Raw genomic sequence first — 19,922 nt, forward strand, 5'->3', positions numbered from 1 at the left:
CAATTGATGATGAAACCTCAATTAGCTAATCGTGTTCAGACATTAACACCGTCAACAACACTTGCTATTACAGCAAAAGCGAAAGAGTTAAAAGAACAAGGTATTGATGTCATTGGACTAGGTGCAGGCGAGCCTGATTATAATACGCCCCAAAATATTTTAGATGCGGCTCTTAAGTCAATGAATGAAGGGCACACAAAATATACGCCAGCAGGCGGTTTGCCCGCATTAAAAAAAGCAATTATTGACAAGTTGGAAAGAGATCAACAAATAAAATATCAAGCTTCGGAAATTTTAATAGGTATCGGTGCAAAACATGTACTTTATACATTGTTCCAAGTGCTGTTGAATGAAAATGATGAAGTCATTATTCCAATTCCATATTGGGTAAGCTACCCTGAACAAGTGAAACTTGCTGGAGGCGTACCTGTTTATATTGAAGGTACAGCTGAACAACAATATAAAATCACTGCCAAACAAATTAAAGAAGCAATTTCTGACAAAACTCGTGCCATTATCTTAAATTCTCCAAGCAATCCAACTGGCATGCTTTATACAAAAAAAGAATTACAAGAAATTGCAGACGTTTGTGAAGAGGCAAACATCTGGATTGTCTCTGATGAAATTTATGAAAAATTGATTTATGGAAATGCTCAACATATCTCCATTGCCCAACTTTCGGATGATGCAAAAGAGCGTACGATTATTATCAATGGTGTGTCTAAATCACATTCTATGACAGGTTGGCGTATAGGTTATGCAGCAGGTAATAAAGAATTAATTACAGCAATGACAGATTTAGCGAGTCATTCTACATCAAACCCTGTTACTACATCTCAATATGCTGCAATCGAAGCGTATAATGGACCTCAGGACACGGTAGAAGAAATGCGAACTGCATTTGAATCACGTCTGGAAATTATTTTCCCAAAACTTGCAGCTATTCCAGGCTTCAAAGTATTAAAACCACAAGGAGCATTTTATTTATTACCAGATGTTTCTGAAGCAGCAAAAAATACAGGATATGATTCTGTCGATGCATTTGTGGAAGCACTACTGACTGAGGCAAATGTAGCTGTCATTCCAGGTTCTGGTTTTGGAGCTCCATCAACAATTCGATTATCCTACGCAACTTCACTCGATTTACTTGAAGAAGCAGTGGCACGTATAGATACATTTGTACGATCAAAATGGCAAGAAGGTTTGCTGTAATTTCTGGAGGAACTTATGAAAAAAATTATGATTCAAGATATGCCAAAGCACTTAGGCGAAACAGTAAAATTGGGTGCTTGGTTAGCTAACAAACGTTCAAGTGGAAAAATTGCATTTTTACAACTTCGCGATGGTTCTGGTTTCGTACAAGGCGTTGTTGTTAAGGCAGATGTGGCTGAAGAACTATTTATCAAAGCAAAATCTATAACTCAGGAAACTTCAATGTATGTCGTAGGAGAAGTTACGAAAGATGAGCGTTCTTCTTTTGGTTTTGAACTTCAAGTGAAAGATATTGAAATTATTCACGAGGCAGTGGACTTCCCGATCACACCAAAAGAACATGGAACTGAATTTTTGATGGATAACCGTCATTTATGGTTACGTTCACGTAAACAACATGCCATCATGAAAATCCGCAATGAAGTCATTCGTGCAACTTATGAATTTTTCAATGAGAATGGATTTGCAAAAGTAGATCCACCAATTTTGACGGGTTCTGCACCTGAAGGAACATCTGAATTGTTCCAGACAAAATATTTTGATGAAGATGCTTATCTTTCTCAATCAGGTCAACTTTACATGGAAGCGGCTGCGATGGCACTTGGAAAAGTATTTTCATTCGGTCCAACATTCCGTGCTGAAAAATCAAAAACACGTCGCCATTTAATAGAATTCTGGATGATCGAGCCCGAAATGGCTTTCACTGAATTTGAAGAAAACCTTGAAGTTCAAGAACAATATGTATCTTACGTTGTTCAATCCGTATTAAAAAACTGTAAGTTGGAATTAGAGCGTCTTGATCGTGATGTAACAAAACTTGAGCATATTCAAGCTCCATTCCCACGTATTTCGTATGACGATGCTATTACCTTCTTACATGAAAAAGGGTTTGAAGATATTAAATGGGGCGATGATTTCGGAGCTCCACATGAAACAGCTATTGCTGAGCATTATGACAAGCCTGTATTCATTACGCATTATCCGATCGGTATTAAACCATTCTATATGCAACCACACCCAGAACGTGATGATGTCGTTTTATGTGCGGATTTAATTGCACCTGAAGGGTACGGGGAAATCATTGGTGGCTCAGAACGTATTCATGATTACGATTTATTGAAACAACGCCTTGCAGAACATGAATTGGATGAAAAAGCATATGCATGGTATCTGGAACTGCGTAAACAAGGTTCAGTACCTCATTCAGGATTTGGTCTAGGGTTAGAGCGTACAGTAGCTTGGATTAGTGGAGCAGAACACGTTCGTGAAGCAATTCCATTCCCGCGTTTGTTAAACCGTTTATATCCATAAACAAGAAAAGTGCAGAAGCCCACGCGAGCTCGACTCTTACGGTGGAGGGTACGAGCTGGGCTTCGGAACTAGACATAATGAAAGTAAAGAATATATCTAAAATTCGTAAACGAGTTTTTTACTCAATAATTTAAGTACAAAGGAGAGTTCGGGTATGCATCAGCAACAGCCAGATCGGCTCCGTATGTGGACAGAGCAGGGAAATGTAACCATTTCCCAGCTCTTTTTTCAACATTACAAAAAATGTGATATCCAGGATGATGAAGCATTATTGATTCTTCATATGATGGCGTTTATCGACAAAGGAAACCATTTTCCAACACCTGATGATTTGGTAAAACGATCCCATTTCACTTCGGAACAAGTCAGTCGACATATGCAAAGGCTGTTCCAAAAAGGATATTTATCAATCCAACAAAGATATGATGACAAAGGCGTTCTAATTGAAGCATTTTCATTTCATACCTTGTGGAACCGCATAATTGACATAGTTCTTGAAGAAAATGTATCTGAGAAAGAAATGACGCAAAAAGAAAAAGAAGGCGATATTTTCCGTTTATTCGAACAAGAATTCGGACGTTTTCTTTCCCCGATGGAAAGCGAAACCATTGCAATGTGGATGGATCAGGATCAGCAATCACCTGAGTTAATTCGGGCAGCACTTAAAGAAGCGGTGCTGGCACAAAAAATGAGCTTGCGTTATATCGACCGAATTTTGTTTGAATGGAAAAAGAAGAACGTCAAAACCATGCAGGATGTAGAAAAACAAGCAAGTCAATTCCGCACAGTGCCGGAGAGAACATCTACACCAATACAATCTCAAAAAACAAATAAAGTTCCATTCTATAATTGGTTAGAAGAGCGAGAGTAGGGAAGTGAGAATATGCTAACAAAAAGTCAATGGGAGTACTGTTTATCGGAAATGGATAGAATGTTCCCGGATGCTCATTGTGAGCTCGTTCACTCCAATCCATTCGAGTTGACAATCGCTACGTTGCTTTCTGCTCAATGTACGGATGTTCTCGTTAATAAAGTGACTCCGGCTTTGTTCGCAAAGTATCAGACACCTGAAGATTATCTAGCGGTACCTATAGAAGAACTGCAAGATGATATACGATCAATCGGATTATTCCGTAATAAAGCTAAAAACATTCAAGCTTTGTGTCGGATGCTAATTGAACAATTTAATGGGGAAATACCAGCAAATCGTGATTTGTTGACGATGCTTCCTGGAGTTGGAAGGAAAACAGCAAATGTTGTTGTATCTGTAGCATTTGATATCCCGGCTTTGGCAGTGGATACACATGTTGAGCGGGTGACAAAGCGTCTCGGACTTTGCCGATGGAAAGATTCGGTTCTGCAAGTTGAAGAGACAATTATGAAAAAGACGCCCATTAACAATTGGTCACGAACACATCATCAACTTATTTTCTTCGGTCGTTATCATTGCAAAGCCCAAAATCCCCAATGCCCAGTTTGCCCTCTTCTATCTTTATGCCGTGAAGGGAAAAAACGATTCAACAAAGGGTTGGTAGAGATTTGATTCGCTTTGATCCCACACATGCAAAAAAAGAAGACCTTAGTGAATTGTTTAATCAATGGTCAACACTAAAAGAAACAATACAAGATGCTTTTAAAGTCAAAAATAGTGAAACTCATCAGCAGATGAAAAATGGCATCAAGCTTTATCAAGAGTTACTACTGCAAGTATCTGAATCCAACAATTTTGACCCTGAAGAATTAAAGTATTACGAAATCCTTCCTTTGAACGGACAGGAGAGATATACGTTTATTGTGATGAACTCAAATCGCTATAGCGCATTTTGTCAATTAAACGAATTATTTGATGAAACAAATAAGAAAATTGCCCGTTTACGAATAAAAGCCACATAAAAAGAAGCAGATCCTCAATGGACCTGCTTCTTTTTTACATTCTTTATAGGGTTAAAGAGGAAATTGATTCTGATTTACGAGTTGATACAGTTCTCGTTTTATTCTCATTTCCTGTCGTGTTTGTTGCACCTTCAGATGAATCATCTCCTCCATCTTCACCGCCATCTTCTGGTGGTGTGGGTTCTTCTTCTGGAGGCGTGGTCTCATCGTCTTCTGGAGGAGTGGTACCATCATCTCCTGGAGGTGTAGTACCTTCATCATCTGATCCACCTTGACCATTTCCTTGACCATTACCATTACCGTTTCCGTTGCCGTTTCCTTGACCGTTTCCTTGGCCATTACCTTCACCAGGAGTTTCATCTTCTTCTTGTTCAGGTACTTCAACAGCGTCAATTTCAAGAGTAGTACTAGTTGGTTCACTTCGTACTCCTTCAGCTATTGCTACTACGGTAAACGTATAGGTACTGCCTGGAGTAATACCAGTGACTATTAAACCTTCCTGGCTAGTGGTTTGTAGAACGGAAGGACTGCCACCGTCTACTGTAAATGAAACTTCAAATGCAACATCCAAATTATCTTTATCTCGTTTAGGTGCTTTGTGTTTCCAAGATAATGTAGCAGATTGATCACCTTCACTATATTCTGCTTTGAAGTTTGATGGAGCATCGACTTCAATTTGTTCGTATTCCTCAGATACTTCTGTAGGTTCTGATCCACGAACAAATAATTCTGTTTGTTTTAAATTGTCCGGTGTAAATTCACTTGCAAGTCGAAGAGGGGAAGTGCCTACTTCAACCGTTGCTTCCACGACTGAATTTGGTCGTTTAAAGCGTGGTGTGTCTTTACCTTCTGACACATTTGACATAACGTCTTTAAATAACCTTTGAGCGAAAGTACGCTCATTTGAATCGTCGGTATTAATTGCATTTTTACGTTCTTTATAACCGGTCCAAACGGCGATTGAGTAATTTGTTGTATAACCCGCAAACCAAATATCTGGAGCTGAGCCTTCCGACAAATTGTAATCTTTAAATTCTTTAGCGGTATAGTTGGTCGTACCTGTTTTACCTGCAACATCCAAGCCTGGGATAATTGCGGCTTTACCAGATGCGCCTCTACGGTCACTGACGACATCACGAAGCATATCGGTCACCATAAATGCAGTTGAATCTTTCATGGCTGGTTTTGATTTTGGTTTAAATGTTTTCTTTGTTTCACCATCACGATAGACAATTTCACGAATCGAGAAAGGCTCTGAGAATACACCGGCATTTCCGAATGCGGCATAAGAGGCTGCCAATTTAATCGTGTTTATTCCAGTAGTTGCTCCAATCGCAGCGGATTCATAATCGAGATAGTCACCAGTAATGCCTAAACTATTTGCAAAATCTCTGCGATCATCACTTTTAACTTCTTTAAAAGCTTTAACAGCTGGAATATTTCGAGAGCGATATAATGCTTCGCGCATAGACATAGCTCCCATATACTCGTTATCAAAGTTATAAATTTGTTGATCCGAATTTGAATAATTCATTTTTTCATCAACAAGAGTGTGACCGGTTGACCAATTTAAATATTCGATCGCTGGACCATAATCCAATATCGGCTTAACTGTTGAACCAATTCCTCGTTTAGAGACATCTTGTGCGTAGTTGAACTCAAGGCTTGGACCGTAATCTCGGCCGCCACCTACAGCAACAATGGCACCAGTTTTCGTATCCAAAACGGTCATACCCGCCTGAATTTCTTTGGTAGGGAAGTTATCCCCAGAAAAAGCTGCTTCAACTGAACCTTGAGCTTGTGGGTCCAGAGTCGTATAGACTTTTAATCCATCAGCTAAAGAATCACCTTTGCTTTTTGCTGCCAACTCATTTAAAACAATGTCTAAAAATGCAAGATACTTAGTGGAATTAGAAGGTTTGCGATTTTCTTCAGCCAGTAAACCTTCAGTAAGTGGAATCGCTTGTGCTTCTTCCATTTCAGCTTTCGTAATTTTCCCATGCTGTTCCATTAGGCGCAAAACAATATTGCGACGTTTTTCTGCTGCTTCAGGATTTTTGAAAGGATTAAAGTTGTTCGGACTTTGAGGCATTCCTGCCAACATAGCCATTTCGTGTAGTTTCAAGTCCTTTAATTCTCTTCCGAAAAAGCTTTCAGATGCTGTCCCGAAACCATAAATATTTCCTGACATTAAGACTTTGTTGAAGTACATTTCAAAAATTTCTTCTTTTTCGTATTTCTGCTCAAGCTGATAAGCAAGGTATGCTTCCTGAGCTTTACGTTTCAATGTTTTTTCATTTTGTAAAAATGAGTTTTTGATTACTTGCTGTGTTAATGTACTAGCCCCTTGTGAACCAAAGCCACTCGTGATGTTAGCAAGTACAGCACCACCAAGACGATAAAAATCGATTCCATTATGTTTATAGAAACGGACGTCTTCAGTAGCCAATATGGCTGCTTCCATTTCTTTCGGTATATCTTCGTAATTTACATAATCACGGCTTTCAGAACCGATAGTTGCAAACACATCACCGTTTATATCATAAAATTCAGATGAAATTGGGTCCTTTAATGATTCTTCATCCAATACTGGTGCAGAGCTGGCGTAAAAAGCAAAGAGTCCTCCACCAAATAATAGTCCTGCCAATCCGATAATGAAACAAGCAACGATAATACGTTTAAACAAACCTGAAGTGCTTGTTTTTTTCGATTTCTTCTGTTTTTCTAATTCTTTTCTTCGTTGTCCACGAGAGTTAGCTTTTTCGCTCACAAACGTCTCCTCACTTTCACTGCTTTACAGATTCCTCTGAAAGCATCTTTGTTACTCCTCGCAAATAGTCAATAGGGGGATAGGCTCCTGGGACTATTTCAAAGGCATGTTGTTCGAAAAACTCAAACGGTATTGATTTGCGACCACCTTTACACATATCGTCCCACGCATTCTGAAGGAGACGATATGGTAACACGAAGTATCGATTGAGGGATGAAAAGCGGACGATTAAAAACGTCAGTCCTTTTTGATCCGTGACCATCCTCATGTGGTCGATCTGATGTGCATGGATGTTCTTTAAAGGGAAGGAAGTTTTATTTTTCGTTTCTTTCGCTTCAAAATCCACGTGAATGCCTTGCCATACACCATTAAAGTCAGTAGTTGAAGCAGTACGGTAATAGGCTTCTTTGATGACAGCTGCACTTCGGGAAGGATATTCTACTTTTACGACTTGAATTGGTACAGGTTTCTTATGAATAACTGCAGTACCTCTTTGCATATAAAAGTCATTTGTTTCATTAATCTCATCCTCTAAGGTTTTTCCCCGGTTACTGAAGGTATAATCCTTCTTTGCACGTTTTTCCGAATTTTTTTTTTGTGGCGTATAAATCTTACCATTCGGGTAGTTAATTGCCATGCTCGTCACCTCGCATATCAGTTTATCATAACCACACCATACTAGACGTGAATTGTGTCTTAAGGTTTCATGATTTGTGTGTCGAATTATTGTAAGTATTAGCTTATTCCTTCTAGTTTTGTCGTTGACAAAGGAAATCATTAAGAAATGGAGAACTTCACTAACAACTGGAGGGATGCAGCATGAAACGAATAGAAGAATTGATCGAACAGTTGTCATTACTCGAACATATTTTGGAAGCTCGATTTATACAGGAAAGATCGACACAGACGCAAAGTGTCATTGATAAAGGTCAACAGGTGGGGAAAGCACTGAAAGAAACGGAACAAATGATAGAATGGAATATCTGTTCGCAAAAAAGTGGTTAAAACCACTTTTTTTTGTTACTATAACTGTAACAAAGGGGCTGAGACCATGAAGTTAAACGAACAAACTAAATTGATTTTGAAAGAAAGTCAAAATTGTTTAATTCGTCATCAAGAAATGCGTGACACGGACACATCTCCGGATTTTTTTTCACAAGTGAAGCCCCATGCAGATCATTGGCACTCTTTCCTGATTGAATGGAGAGAGAATGCCAACTTTTGGATTATCCAACATCGTCCGAAGTATATGCGAATCCAACAAATAGATGCGGCAATTGAAGCTTTCAATCAATATGTCGTTCAATCATTTTATAAAGAGACTGGAAAAAAGAGATTTGCACAATCCATACAATCAACTTGTTACACGTTGCAAACTTTTATACATGCCATAGAGCAAGAAGGTGAAAAGCTTGATCAGGAAACAATCAATAAATGATATTTTAAGTGAGTGGAAGCAGGACCCGGTCATGCGTGAACGAATTGTTCATTGGCACACAATCGACGAAAAAGAGGCATTGCTATCTGATTTCCCGGAAGATTTACATTCATCCATTCAACAAGCATTGAAAGAACGAGGTATTACACAGCTATATAGCCATCAGAGGCTTGCGTATGATACAGCAAGGAATGGACAATCTTTTACGGCGATTACGCCAACTGCGTCCGGAAAATCTCTTTGCTATCATTTACCGGTCTTGCAATCAATTGTTGAAGACAGTTCATCGAGGGCGCTCTATTTATTTCCAACAAAGGCTCTCGCTCAAGATCAAAAATCCGATTTAAATTTATTGATTGAACAAATGAATGAAGATATTTTGAGTTACACATATGATGGCGATACTTCACCGGCTATTCGTACAAAAGTTAGAAAAGCCGGGCATATCGTCTTGACAAATCCCGATATGCTCCACTCTGGAATATTACCTCACCATACGAAATGGGTTTCATTATTTGAAAACTTAAAGTATATCGTTGTAGATGAGCTTCATACATACAAAGGCGTTTTTGGCAGTCACGTAGCACACGTATTGCGAAGATTAAAACGTATCTGTCAATATTATGGAAGTAATCCGGTTTTTATATGTACTTCAGCAACAATTGCCAACCCGCAAGAACTGGCAGAATCATTGACTAACGAAACTCATAAACTGATTGATGAAAATGGTGCGCCGTCGGGTAAGAAAAATTTTATTTTTTATAATCCGCCGATCGTTCATCCGACTTTTGGTGTCAGACGCAGCGCTATTCTTGAAGTACGGGATCTTGCCAAACGTTTATATAAAGAAGGGATTCAAACCATCGTTTTTGCGAAAAGCAGAGTTCGTGTTGAGATGCTTGTTACGTACTTAAAAGAGCTATCCAAGAAAAAAATAAATGATGAATCCATTCGTGGCTATCGAGGGGGATACTTGCCTTCTGAACGTAGACAAATTGAAAAAGGTTTGCGGGATGGCACAATTCAGACGGTTGTCAGTACAAATGCGCTGGAACTTGGTGTAGATATCGGTCAGTTGCAAGCCTGCATCATGACCGGTTACCCGGGAAACATAGCAAGTGCTTGGCAACAGGCTGGACGGGCTGGCAGGAGGCAGGATGAGGCCTTAATAATCTATGTCGCTCAATCTACTGCTCTTGATCAATATATTGTGAATCATCCTGCATTCTTACTGGGTCAATCTCCAGAAGAAGCTCGTATACATCCCGACAATCTAGTGATATTGATGGATCACCTAAAATGTGCTTCATTTGAATTGCCTTTCAAGACCACTGAACAATACGGGGAATTTGAAATACAGGATTTGCTGGCTTATTTAGAGGAAGAAGGGATACTGGTACGGACTTCTGATAAATGGCATTGGATGAGTGATCGTTTTCCTGCACATCAAATCAGTTTACGTTCAGCCTCGCAGGAAAATGTCATCATTATTGATCAAACCATCCCGGCCGCAACGAAAGTAATTGGCGAAATGGATCGCTACAGTTCCATGACTTTATTGCATGAAGAAGCGATTTATTTACATCAAGGCATTCAATTTCAAGTGGAGAAACTGGACTGGGAAGAAAAGAAAGCTTTTGTGAGAGAAGTGGATGTAGATTACTTTACGGATGCCAATCTTGCAGTTGAATTAAAAGTAATGAGTGAAGATAAAGAGAGAAGATTCAAAAACGGTTCCGTCTTTTATGGAGACGTGTCCATTTTAGCGATGGCGACCATATTCAAAAAAATACGCTTTGATACTCATGATAATATTGGGTCAGGACCGATCCAACTTCCTCCCGAAGAATTGCATACTTCTTCGAGTTGGTTAAGTTTTAATCGACCGACTGGCTGGACGGATGCCATGCTTACGGATGCGATGACAGGTGCAGCGACTTCAATTGCATCATTTATTCCTTTGTTCGTCCATTGTGATCGTCGCGATATTCATGTGGTACCACAAGTGAAATCCATTCATGCAGAACTCCCAACATTTTTTGTTTATGACAGCTATCCAGGAGGTATTGGGATCAGTGAACGCGTTTTTGACGTTTGGCCAGAACTACTTGGACACGTTGAACAGCATGTTGAAGCGTGTCCATGTGATCAAGGATGTCCTGCGTGCATCGGACCACAGGAAGCAATTGTGGGGATGAAAGATGAAGTGTTGAAACTTCTTACTTATTTACAATTAGAATCAACAGGTGATCCGTATGTCATTTGAAAAAAATCTCCTACAAATGAAGAAGTTAATCAAGAAAAAGCCAGCGAAATCTGAATCGCTGGCTCCTTTCGTCATACCAGAAAAACCGAAATATACAAAGGCATGGGAACAATCAGGTCTGAAAGTAATAGAAAATGACTTCGGCATCGTTTTTGAAAAAAAGATTGTGTATGAACAAACATACTGCCACGGGAATTTCAAATTAAAAGAAGTTTTCGATGCTTTCGCTCTATGGAATTCATTTCAAGGCGTACATCCCGTATCGACAGATGGCAAACAAGTTGTCTTCTTTGATACAGAAACAACGGGTCTAAAAGGAACAGGAACCTACATATTCTTAATTGGACAGTTGAAATGGAATAAAGATCATTTTGAAATGACACAACATATTATGGCTGATCCGAGTCATGAAGCCGCAATGTTATATGAATCGGGTTTATGGAAACCCGAACAGACCGTTATTACGTATAATGGAAAAAGTTTTGACTGGCCCCAATTGCAAACACGATGGACATTGAACCGCGAGCATCTTCCGAAACTATCGGATCCTATTCATATTGATTTACTTCATGGGTCAAGAAGAGTCTGGCGGAATGATCTTGATCAATTCAAATTGACAAAAATCGAAGAGGAAAAACTGGGTTTCAAGCGTGTTGGGGATATTCCTGGCCATTTGGCGCCAATTATTTATATGGATGCAGTAAAAAGCGGGAATCCAGCGACGTTATTAAAAGTCCTTCATCACAATGAATGGGACATCTTATCATTACTAACCTTGTTTATACACACGACCAAACTGATTCTACAAGAGCAGTATCTGGATTCCAGCAACTCTTCCACAAATATAGGAAAATGGTTTTCTGATTTGAAAGCTTTTGAAAAAGGACAAAGTGTTTTTGAACAGATTACCACTCAATATGGTACGGCTGAAGCTGCCATGGCTTTTTACTACTTAGGCTACGAATATAAACGAATCAAACAATTTGATCTTGCTTATGAATCATTTGAAAAATCACTTGGTCATGTACTGGATGTATCGGAAATAAAAGTTTATGAAGAACTCGCAAAAATAGCTGAACATGTGAAAAAAGACTTTGGACTTGCCAGACTTCATGTTGAAAAAGCATTGGACCTCATTCAGAAAACGACGGATTTAAAACCGTTACAAAAAGAAAGAAGAACAAATGAATTTAAAAATCGTTTAGATCGAATAATAAGGAAACAAACTATTTCCCGGGCAAGCGCACATTTCGACAGAAAATGATTGAGGAAATGAACGAAAAAACGTTCTTTATGCTATAATAAATCCATACATGTAACAATGGAAGGACGATGTATTATGGATACGAAATTAACGCCAGAATTCATTCTGGAAAAAGAATTTAAGACTGGTTTACGTGGCTATCACCAAGATGAAGTAGATCAGTTCTTGGATGATGTCATTCAAGATTACAATACTTTTATGCAAACAATTGAAACATTGAAAGCTGAAAATAGACGTTTAAAAGAAGAACTTGAGGACGCACCTAGACGTCAAGTTGCAGCACCTTCAACAGGATCTACCAACTTTGATATCCTAAAACGACTTTCTAACCTAGAAAAACATGTTTTTGGCAGTAAGTTGTACGAATAATTCAACATTCCAGGATGGATTGTTTATTGAGTCATAATCAAGTATAATGAAGAAACCATTTAGATAATCCAGGTAATCGCTGCAACGCTTGACGTTGTAGAGGAAAGTCCATGCTCGCACGGTTCTGAGATGACCGTAGTGTTCGTGCTTAGCCAAAAAATAAGCTAAGGCAGTGTTACAGCTGACGGCGGGAACAACACCTAAGTCTTCGGATATGGTTTAGGTTCTCTGAAAGTGCCACAGTGACGGAGCTGATTCGGAAACGTTTCAGGTGGAACGAGGTAAACCCCACGAGCGAGAAACCCAAATTATGGTAGGGGCACTCTCATGCAGGAATCAAACGAATTGAGGGACAGACTATGTCTGTAGATAGATGATTACTACTCACTTGTACGAGGCATCAGCCGTTTGAGTACGTGATAACAAAACATGGCTTATTGGGTTTTCTAATGGGTATACTTGACTACACAAGCTCTCCACTAATTCGGAGAGCTTTTATTAATAAATAAGCAAATAACTGAAACAATGACCGATAAAGAAAGGATGAGAAGATGACGACTCATCGATTAGTAGCAACATCAGCAATGGGATTAGAGTCCATTGTGGCAGATGAAGTAAAAAAATTGGGCTATCAAACCCAAACTGAAAATGGAAAAATATATTTTGAAGGTGACGAGCTAGCAATTGCCCGTGCCAATATGTGGTTACGAGTGGCAGACCGTGTCAAAATAATTGCGGGTGACTTCAGAGCCACCACATTTGATCAGTTATTCGAACAAACAAAAGCGATTCCTTGGGAAAAATATTTACCGGTGGATGCGGCTTTTCCTGTTCAAGGGAAATCAGTTAAATCTAAATTATTCAGTGTGCCTGACTGTCAGGCCATTGTCAAAAAAGCGATTGTTGAACGTTTGAAATTGGCTCATAAACGAATCGGCTTTTTGGACGAATCCGGTGCAACTTTCAAAATTGAAGTGAGTATACTCAAAGATGTGGTCAAATTAAGCATTGATACGAGTGGTGTCGGATTACATAAACGTGGTTATCGTTTAGATCAAGGGGAAGCTCCATTAAAAGAAACATTGGCTGCTGCATTAGTCTATATTTCGAAATGGAATCCAAATCGCCCATTTGTCGACCCGTTCTGTGGTTCAGGAACGATTCCGATCGAAGCGGCAATGATTGGACAAAACTTAGCTCCGGGGTATAATCGAAGTTTTTTAAGTGAAGACTGGCCTTGGATGTCAAAAAAAATCTGGGAAGACGTTCGCTTGGAAGCTGAAGAATTGGCAAATTATGACCAGCCACTCGATATAACTGGTTCAGATATAGATGCCAGAATGATTGACGTTGCAAAAAACAATGCGATCGAAGCAGGCTTTGCTGATTTGATAAACTTTAAGCAACGACAATTAAGAGATTTTACCACTTCGTCTCTGGACGGCGTGATGATTGGAAACCCTCCTTATGGTGAACGTATCGGGGAAAAAGAAACCATCGAAGACATGATTCAAGATATGGGGCGTATAATGGATAGTAACCCCTCATGGTCTGTTTATATGTTGTCATCAATGGCAGACTTTGAAACGTTATACGGACGCAAAGCGACAAAAAAACGCAAATTATTTAACGGTTTTATTGAAACGAATTATTACCAATATTGGGGAATAAAAAAACCTCGTGAATAGCACCCAAAACGGATAGGTCAACCTATCCGTTTTCTTATCGTTTGAAAGGGGATCACTATGAAACAAACATTACCATTTGCACTAACGAAAGACCGCTCATTTTTTGAATCTCTCGGTGATTGGATGGGCGACGTACTTTATGACGAACTGCCTGAAAAAGGATTCGAATGTCGTGATGAGCAGATTTATATGGCCTATCAGATTGAAAAATCGTTAAAAAATAAAAATGTGTTGTTCGCTGAAGCTGGAGTAGGAACAGGGAAGACGATTGCTTATCTACTTCCGGCAATTTCCTATGCGCGTTACACAGGAAAGCCTGCTTTGATTTCGTGTGCTGATGAGACATTAATTGATCAGCTCGTTAAAAAAGAAGGAGATATTCAAAAGTTACAAGATTCACTAGGATGGAATATTGATGTCCGACTGGCAAAATCACGTGATCAATATTTATGTTTAAAAAGACTTGAGCACGAACAAAAAACGAATGATGAAGACTTCCTGGAACAAATTGAAGATGGAATTCCTGATTTTGTATACGGTCATCAGTCGCTCCAATCAGTTTTCCCTTACGGAGAGCGCAGTGCTTTTCCGGATGTCAGTGACGAGGATTGGCAAAAAGTAAATTATCATCCCATCCAACAATGCGCTGTATGTGATATCCGAAATCGCTGTGGTCAGACGATACACCGTCAAAATTACCGTGAAGCCGGCGATTTGATTATTTGTTCGCACGACTTCCTTATGGAACATATTTGGACAAAAGAATCACGCGTTCGTGAAGGTCAAATGCCTTTATTACCCGATGTTTCAATGATCGTATTGGATGAAGGACATTTACTAGAATTCGCAGCGCAACGTGCATTGACATATGAAGTACAGAGTCAGACGCTAGTGTCACTGATTGACCGCGTCGCACAGGACGGTGTTCGAGAAAAAACACTACAACTGCTTGAAAAATTGCAGGACTTACATGATGACTTCTTCAAAGAATTGCTGACTCACGCCTATGGTGAAGCAGGAGAGCGTCTCCATATTGATAAAACCGATCGAGTTTTGGAGATAGGTCAACAGCTTGTAAAATTAGTAGAACAAATCCTTGAGGAATTTGTATTTGAATCAGAGCTTTATACGATTGATGAATATGATCTTCGCATGGTTGAAGAATACTTGGAACAATATGTATTTTCACTCCAATTATTTGTTCAAAATGGAGATGCTGTCGACTGGTTGGAAGAAAAAGATGGTCTTGAGACACTGGTGATTATGCCACGGCTCGTGACAGATATTTTAAATGAAAAATTGTTTACTAATAAATTGCCAGTAGTCTTTTCCTCTGCTACTTTATCGGTAAATAAAGACTTCACCTATATTTCGGATGCTTTGGGCATCGATCAGTATCATTCATTCAGTGTACCGTCACCATTCGATTATGACCAAGTGATGCGGATTTTCGGGCATTCTGTCGACAGTGCTGAATCCAAAGCTAAAAGAGCACGAGAGCTACTCTTGCAATCTAAAGAACCAACTTTATTATTATTCAAGTCTAAAACGGATATGGTGAATTTTGAAAATACCCTCTCTGTAGAAGAAAGAATGGGCATTGTTTTTGAAGGAGAAAGAGAATTATCATCAATCGTGCGCGATTTCCAGGCAGGACATATCTCGACATTATGTTCATACCATTTATGGGAAGGCCTTGATTTGCCTGCAGAAGCATTAACACGTGTGATTATTTTTGATTTACCTTTCCCTCCGCATGATCCTTTATTCGATGCGAAGCGAAAGTTTTCAAATGATCCATTTGCTGAAGTAGAATTGCCGTTCATGTTATTGCGTCTTCAACAAGGAATTGGCCGTCTCATCCGGACATCAGCCGATCATGGATCCATCCACTTGTTATTGAATGAAGATGAAAAACAATTAAGTACAGATTTCACCCACATACTTCCTGTGGGAATCTCCTGGATTTAAAGTTAAGGGAAAGGCCATTCCCATGAATGGTCTTTTTTCTTTGCTTAATTAAAGAACTTTTCTGTCATTATGGTAAAATAAGTGAGATGTTTGAATTGTTAAGGGGGATATATATGGAAACGACAGAGAGATTTATAGACTATGTAAAAAAAATGCAAGCCTTTTCGGAAGCGATTGGCCTGATGTATTGGGATTTACGCACTGGTGCACCGAAAAAAGGAGTCAACCAGCGTTCGGAAGTAATAGGAACACTGTCATCTGAAGTATTTGCGATGCAAACGTCAGATGAACTGGCAGGTATGCTTGAAGAACTTGAAAAGAATTTGGAAACATTAGATCCTATTACGAAAGAAACGTACAAAAAAGTAAAAAAAGAATATGATATGAGCAAAAAAATTCCTGCGAATGAGTACAAAGCTTTTGTTATTTTGACTTCTAAGTCAGAATCAGCGTGGGAAGAAGCAAAAGAAAAATCGGATTTTAAGATGTTCTATCCGTATTTGAAAGAAATCATAGAAACAACAAAAAGATTCGTTTCGTATTGGGGCGTAAAGGATAACAATCCATACAATACGCTGCTTGATGAATATGAACCAGGAATGACAACTGAAATATTGGATGAAGTATTTGGTGAGTTAAGAAACCGAATTGTGCCATTGGCGAAAAAGATTGCAGATTCTCAAAATCAACCTACAACTGATTTCTTATTCAAGACGTTTCCGAAAGATAAACAAAAACAATTCAGCATGGATATTTTAAAGCAATTGGGCTATGACTTCGAAGCAGGACGCCTGGATGAATCAGAATACCGTTACGTACAGTAAAGAATAGTAGGCAAATAAAGAAGCACAAGTGCAGTACACCAGTGCTTTAGGATTGTTTATTATATGATTGATTTCCTAAATTAATAAATGCCTGTGCAATTATAGAAATGTTTGGTTCGTTTTTTTCTGTAACCGTACACTTTGCACCTTCCACTTTCAACAGTTCCTCAATGTTTATTACTTTCCCCATCCTGATTCCCTCACTTTGATATTTTGATGATTGCACATCAGTAACGGAAAAAGGTTTAAATCCTGACAAAAAAATATAGCCGTGTAAGGACTTTAGGTGAACAGTTACCCATTCAAGTGTTCCTAAAGTCGTTACACGGCTTCTCACAAGCATCTATTTTATATCATAAGTCTTTAGTGTGCTTAAACTTATCAAGATACCCTAAATCAATTGGTGCTTTCTTGATAATAGCTAGTACTTCATCATGTGTCAGGGCTAGATATATTCCATTATGGCGATTCAAATGGCTTGGTATAGGTGCTACATCCGCTGTAAAGATATTATATACATCATTTTTCAATCCAGCGGCAAGTTCTACCAATTGCATTTGATATTCAACGGCTTGGTACTGATGAAGTATATTAGCTTCTTCTTTAATAGCTTCCACGTATTCACGCTTCTTAGCCATCATCTTACCGTAAGCCTTCTCAACAGTTATGACACGTTCATCCTTGAACAATTGTTGAAACTTCTTCAGTTCAAAAGCAGATTGAAAATGATACCGCTGCAAGGCGTTCGTTACAATTAGAATTTCTTCCTGTTTATCCTGAAGTTCTGTTTCTAGCTTAATCAGTGATTTCTTCAATTTAGCTTCTAGCCCGGCTTCACCGGATAATACACGCTGTACAGAAGCTTCAGGAAGTTCTTTTTGATTAATATACTTAATTTCCATTTCAATTTCAGATACACGCTGGGAAGTACCATCTATTCTTTCTTTAAGCTGGTTCACTTTCTCGTTGTATTCTGCGGTGAAGGCATTAATCTTTTCGGTTACGTTCATTTTGATTCACCGCTTTCTTCTTCATGGATAATAAAATGCTGGTCACGGAACTTATGAAGGTCAATTCTTTCTACCCATGCTATACCATGTCGGAATTTGTATCCTGCACGTTCACCGTTGAAGTAGTGATGTACGTCACCTTTTGAAGTCTTACTTATCTTTACTGGAACTTCAACTTTCACCTTTTCCTCGTTGGCAAAGTAAGCCTTAATTGCTTCCAATCTATCTGAATTACTCATTAGTAACACCATCCATTTCTTTTAGTATGAATATCTGAAATTCTTTAACGTGAATCATTTTATTAGCGTTTGCATAGGCGGCAATATTCCGCTTAAAGCTTCTATGCAGAGAAGGGAAGTAAAGCTTTCTTTGAATTAATAACCTTGCAATACCGTTGTATTGTCGTTTAGTAGTAGCCTGTTTAAGTTCATTCAAGCTAATAACAGCTTTGTACTTGTGGCGGTTTAATAGCTGGTTGTATACGTTTGTAACATGAGGGGGGAGGTTCTCTAAAGGATTGGAGAACTGAATTTGTATCTGTTCCACCTGACTGATTAGTAGTTCCAGCTTCATGTTTCGTACTTCAGATGAAATTTCATCATCATTCCATTCTTGTGATATGTCGGTTAATTCCTGAATCATATCGTCAATTAGCTTCATTTGTTTTCACCTTCTTCATAGTTGTCATCAATTTGTTAATCAGGATTAGTTCAGCCGCTTCTAAGCCATTTTGAATGAATAAGTTTAGAAGGATTTCACGCTGGTAATCCTTGAAGGAATCGTTTTTAAGCTGGTAGTAAATAGCTGGTCTTGTTTGACCGAATCTAATCGCAATCTTTTTATAGTCAATTCCATATAGTCGCAAGAGTGCTTTTATTGTGTCTGCATCTAACAGCTTTAATAGTTCTGCTTTATCGTATCTGTTCATTTATAGTTACCTCCATTTTTAGCATAGAAAAAAACAGCCCAAACTAATTAAAGTCTGAACTGTTCCATAGAAAGGAGTTGGGAATGGCCCCAACAAAGTAAAGTACACCATGCCAAGTGTAATTTAATAAGAATGATGTTAATCATCCTTACACTCTTATAGATGCTTGGGAAGGCAATAGTCCTACACCAATTGGTTAATGTAACATAACTGTAATAAATCAGAATAGTGTATCTGCAAGAAGTAAAAACCGGTACTACAATTCTCATGAAATACTTGCCTTTTAAGATGGCTTTGAAACGTTGATATGACTTGTTTTCATAACTTCTTTCAAAAACTTAACATTGTGTTCGTAGAACTAACACCCTTTCAAGCATGTATAAGAGTAGAAGAAGAAATAACAGTACTATAACAGTAAATAAACACTATAATATTCAGTAAGTATTTCATACTTCAGTAATATTCAGCTAATACTTAACAAAGATAAAAACATACAGATTCTCGTAAACTCGAATCTGACATTAATGATAAATAGCTAATAAATCATAGCTAAAATACTAGTAATAGAAACAGTTAAAAAATGTATGGATTTATCGAAACGAAGTGAAGATAAAGACATTCGGCGAAGCCGATAAGACATTGTTTAATTGCTATAGATTAATGACTATAGTTACATAAGGAAAACGCAAACAGGCTAATTCGTGTTTTTCAAACTGTCCAGTTCGGTTCTTCCAAACATACATAATAATAATTGATATTCCCTACTAGCTTTCTTTCCCCAGCTGGTGGGGGAATTTTTTTTGCTTCCATTACTGTTAGTCAGGAATTGCATTAAATTCCGTTATTGTAGTAGAAGGCAGATAGTTCCGCATACTTTAAGCTTTCTACTCATTCACCAAATCCAATTAACATCCTATCTGAACCCTTACTAGTAATTACTGCTGGTGAGGGTACTTTTTTTGTATCTATTTATTTACG

At 38.5% G+C, this 19,922-nt stretch carries 20 protein-coding genes and 1 other RNA gene; 14 read left to right on the forward strand and 7 right to left on the reverse strand.

Going from position 1 to position 19,922, the window contains the following annotated elements; translation table 11 throughout:
• The first annotated feature begins 9 nt into the window (after positions 1 to 9).
• From ACQKEV_RS07700 to ACQKEV_RS07720, 5 genes are all read left to right on the forward strand, one after another.
• Complete coding sequence (locus tag ACQKEV_RS07700; protein ID WP_427446209.1) at positions 10 to 1,212, forward strand: pyridoxal phosphate-dependent aminotransferase; 1,203 nt, start codon at positions 10 to 12, stop codon at positions 1,210 to 1,212.
• A gap of 15 nt (positions 1,213 to 1,227) precedes the next feature.
• Positions 1,228 to 2,523: an asparagine--tRNA ligase gene (gene asnS / locus ACQKEV_RS07705; RefSeq protein ID WP_427446207.1), complete on the forward strand. Its 1,296-nt coding sequence runs from the start codon at positions 1,228 to 1,230 to the stop codon at positions 2,521 to 2,523.
• 154 nt (positions 2,524 to 2,677) lie between these two features.
• The gene (locus ACQKEV_RS07710) at positions 2,678 to 3,394 is read left to right on the forward strand and encodes a DnaD domain-containing protein (RefSeq protein ID WP_427446205.1); all 717 of its coding nucleotides are present in this window, start codon (positions 2,678 to 2,680) and stop codon (positions 3,392 to 3,394) included.
• A gap of 12 nt (positions 3,395 to 3,406) precedes the next feature.
• Positions 3,407 to 4,066 carry an endonuclease III gene (gene nth, locus ACQKEV_RS07715; RefSeq protein WP_427446203.1) on the forward strand — a complete coding sequence of 220 codons (660 nt, stop codon included), beginning with the start codon at positions 3,407 to 3,409 and terminating at the stop codon, positions 4,064 to 4,066.
• Entirely contained in the window at positions 4,063 to 4,416 is a 354-nt protein-coding gene (locus tag ACQKEV_RS07720) for a YpoC family protein (protein WP_427446201.1), read from the forward strand. The genes nth and ACQKEV_RS07720 overlap by 4 nt, the downstream gene beginning before the upstream one ends.
• A gap of 43 nt (positions 4,417 to 4,459) precedes the next feature.
• On the opposite strand, the gene ACQKEV_RS07725 is transcribed toward ACQKEV_RS07720, so the two are convergent.
• On the reverse strand, positions 4,460 to 7,186 hold the full coding sequence (locus ACQKEV_RS07725; RefSeq protein WP_427446200.1) for a PBP1A family penicillin-binding protein: 2,727 nt from the start codon (positions 7,184 to 7,186) through the stop codon (positions 4,460 to 4,462).
• 16 nt (positions 7,187 to 7,202) lie between these two features.
• Entirely contained in the window at positions 7,203 to 7,823 is a 621-nt protein-coding gene (recU, locus tag ACQKEV_RS07730; RefSeq protein ID WP_427446199.1) for a Holliday junction resolvase RecU, read from the reverse strand.
• A 182-nt stretch (positions 7,824 to 8,005) separates the two neighbouring features.
• Between recU and ACQKEV_RS07735 the strand changes: the two genes are divergently transcribed.
• The 9 genes from ACQKEV_RS07735 (at position 8,006) to ACQKEV_RS07775 (ending at position 17,006) form a co-directional block, all read left to right on the forward strand.
• Positions 8,006 to 8,191 (forward strand): hypothetical protein, encoded by a 186-nt coding sequence (locus ACQKEV_RS07735; RefSeq protein WP_427446198.1) that lies wholly within the window; start codon positions 8,006 to 8,008, stop codon positions 8,189 to 8,191.
• A 46-nt stretch (positions 8,192 to 8,237) separates the two neighbouring features.
• Positions 8,238 to 8,624 carry a DUF1798 family protein gene (locus ACQKEV_RS07740; protein WP_427446197.1) on the forward strand — a complete coding sequence of 129 codons (387 nt, stop codon included), beginning with the start codon at positions 8,238 to 8,240 and terminating at the stop codon, positions 8,622 to 8,624.
• 31 nt (positions 8,625 to 8,655) lie between these two features.
• Positions 8,656 to 10,890, forward strand: coding sequence for a DEAD/DEAH box helicase (locus ACQKEV_RS07745; protein WP_427457816.1), 2,235 nt, complete (start codon positions 8,656 to 8,658; stop codon positions 10,888 to 10,890).
• The gene (locus ACQKEV_RS07750; RefSeq protein WP_427446193.1) at positions 10,880 to 12,154 is read left to right on the forward strand and encodes a ribonuclease H-like domain-containing protein; all 1,275 of its coding nucleotides are present in this window, start codon (positions 10,880 to 10,882) and stop codon (positions 12,152 to 12,154) included. The genes ACQKEV_RS07745 and ACQKEV_RS07750 overlap by 11 nt, the downstream gene beginning before the upstream one ends.
• 75 nt (positions 12,155 to 12,229) lie before the next feature.
• Entirely contained in the window at positions 12,230 to 12,523 is a 294-nt protein-coding gene (gpsB, locus tag ACQKEV_RS07755; protein ID WP_427446192.1) for a cell division regulator GpsB, read from the forward strand.
• Positions 12,524 to 12,587: 64 nt separating this feature from the next.
• Positions 12,588 to 12,965, forward strand: an RNA gene (gene rnpB / locus ACQKEV_RS07760) — RNase P RNA component class B.
• Positions 12,966 to 13,074: 109 nt separating this feature from the next.
• Positions 13,075 to 14,211: a THUMP domain-containing class I SAM-dependent RNA methyltransferase gene (locus ACQKEV_RS07765; protein ID WP_427446190.1), complete on the forward strand. Its 1,137-nt coding sequence runs from the start codon at positions 13,075 to 13,077 to the stop codon at positions 14,209 to 14,211.
• 57 nt (positions 14,212 to 14,268) lie between these two features.
• Positions 14,269 to 16,182 (forward strand): ATP-dependent DNA helicase, encoded by a 1,914-nt coding sequence (locus ACQKEV_RS07770; RefSeq protein WP_427446188.1) that lies wholly within the window; start codon positions 14,269 to 14,271, stop codon positions 16,180 to 16,182.
• A 113-nt stretch (positions 16,183 to 16,295) separates the two neighbouring features.
• A complete protein-coding gene (locus ACQKEV_RS07775) occupies positions 16,296 to 17,006 on the forward strand; it encodes a hypothetical protein (protein ID WP_427446187.1) in 711 nt (236 codons plus the stop codon).
• 46 nt (positions 17,007 to 17,052) lie between these two features.
• Here ACQKEV_RS07775 and ACQKEV_RS07780 read toward each other — a convergent pair whose 3' ends face one another.
• The 5 genes from ACQKEV_RS07780 to ACQKEV_RS07800 all read right to left on the reverse strand — a co-directional run bounded on the left by ACQKEV_RS07780 (position 17,053) and on the right by ACQKEV_RS07800 (position 18,944).
• The gene (locus tag ACQKEV_RS07780) at positions 17,053 to 17,196 is read right to left on the reverse strand and encodes a hypothetical protein (RefSeq protein ID WP_427446185.1); all 144 of its coding nucleotides are present in this window, start codon (positions 17,194 to 17,196) and stop codon (positions 17,053 to 17,055) included.
• Positions 17,197 to 17,359: 163 nt separating this feature from the next.
• On the reverse strand, positions 17,360 to 18,016 hold the full coding sequence (locus ACQKEV_RS07785; protein WP_427446183.1) for a hypothetical protein: 657 nt from the start codon (positions 18,014 to 18,016) through the stop codon (positions 17,360 to 17,362).
• Positions 18,013 to 18,255 (reverse strand): hypothetical protein, encoded by a 243-nt coding sequence (locus tag ACQKEV_RS07790; RefSeq protein WP_427446181.1) that lies wholly within the window; start codon positions 18,253 to 18,255, stop codon positions 18,013 to 18,015. Before ACQKEV_RS07790 ends, ACQKEV_RS07785 begins: the two co-directional genes overlap by 4 nt.
• Positions 18,248 to 18,676 (reverse strand): hypothetical protein, encoded by a 429-nt coding sequence (locus ACQKEV_RS07795; protein ID WP_427446179.1) that lies wholly within the window; start codon positions 18,674 to 18,676, stop codon positions 18,248 to 18,250. The genes ACQKEV_RS07790 and ACQKEV_RS07795 overlap by 8 nt, the downstream gene beginning before the upstream one ends.
• Entirely contained in the window at positions 18,663 to 18,944 is a 282-nt protein-coding gene (locus ACQKEV_RS07800; protein ID WP_427446177.1) for a hypothetical protein, read from the reverse strand. Before ACQKEV_RS07800 ends, ACQKEV_RS07795 begins: the two co-directional genes overlap by 14 nt.
• Between the last annotated feature and the right edge of the window lie 978 nt (positions 18,945 to 19,922).

The sequence above is a fragment of the Paenisporosarcina sp. NPDC076907 genome (assembly GCF_050269735.1).
Classification (GTDB): domain Bacteria; phylum Bacillota; class Bacilli; order Bacillales_A; family Planococcaceae; genus Paenisporosarcina.

Coding starts and splice junctions, on each gene's coding strand:
- ACQKEV_RS07765 (WP_427446190.1), top strand. CDS start 13,075: ATGACGACTCATCGATTAGTAGCAACATCAGCAATGGGATTAGAGTCC.
- ACQKEV_RS07740 (WP_427446197.1), top strand. CDS start 8,238: ATGAAGTTAAACGAACAAACTAAATTGATTTTGAAAGAAAGTCAAAAT.
- ACQKEV_RS07775 (WP_427446187.1), top strand. CDS start 16,296: ATGGAAACGACAGAGAGATTTATAGACTATGTAAAAAAAATGCAAGCC.
- ACQKEV_RS07700 (WP_427446209.1), top strand. CDS start 10: ATGAAACCTCAATTAGCTAATCGTGTTCAGACATTAACACCGTCAACA.
- ACQKEV_RS07780 (WP_427446185.1), bottom strand. CDS start 17,196: ATGGGGAAAGTAATAAACATTGAGGAACTGTTGAAAGTGGAAGGTGCA.
- ACQKEV_RS07785 (WP_427446183.1), bottom strand. CDS start 18,016: ATGAACGTAACCGAAAAGATTAATGCCTTCACCGCAGAATACAACGAG.
- ACQKEV_RS07710 (WP_427446205.1), top strand. CDS start 2,678: ATGCATCAGCAACAGCCAGATCGGCTCCGTATGTGGACAGAGCAGGGA.
- ACQKEV_RS07745 (WP_427457816.1), top strand. CDS start 8,656: ATGCGTGAACGAATTGTTCATTGGCACACAATCGACGAAAAAGAGGCA.
- ACQKEV_RS07800 (WP_427446177.1), bottom strand. CDS start 18,944: ATGAACAGATACGATAAAGCAGAACTATTAAAGCTGTTAGATGCAGAC.
- ACQKEV_RS07770 (WP_427446188.1), top strand. CDS start 14,269: ATGAAACAAACATTACCATTTGCACTAACGAAAGACCGCTCATTTTTT.
- ACQKEV_RS07735 (WP_427446198.1), top strand. CDS start 8,006: ATGAAACGAATAGAAGAATTGATCGAACAGTTGTCATTACTCGAACAT.
- ACQKEV_RS07750 (WP_427446193.1), top strand. CDS start 10,880: ATGTCATTTGAAAAAAATCTCCTACAAATGAAGAAGTTAATCAAGAAA.
- recU (WP_427446199.1), bottom strand. CDS start 7,823: ATGGCAATTAACTACCCGAATGGTAAGATTTATACGCCACAAAAAAAA.
- ACQKEV_RS07795 (WP_427446179.1), bottom strand. CDS start 18,676: ATGAAGCTAATTGACGATATGATTCAGGAATTAACCGACATATCACAA.
- ACQKEV_RS07790 (WP_427446181.1), bottom strand. CDS start 18,255: ATGAGTAATTCAGATAGATTGGAAGCAATTAAGGCTTACTTTGCCAAC.
- nth (WP_427446203.1), top strand. CDS start 3,407: ATGCTAACAAAAAGTCAATGGGAGTACTGTTTATCGGAAATGGATAGA.
- asnS (WP_427446207.1), top strand. CDS start 1,228: ATGAAAAAAATTATGATTCAAGATATGCCAAAGCACTTAGGCGAAACA.
- gpsB (WP_427446192.1), top strand. CDS start 12,230: ATGGATACGAAATTAACGCCAGAATTCATTCTGGAAAAAGAATTTAAG.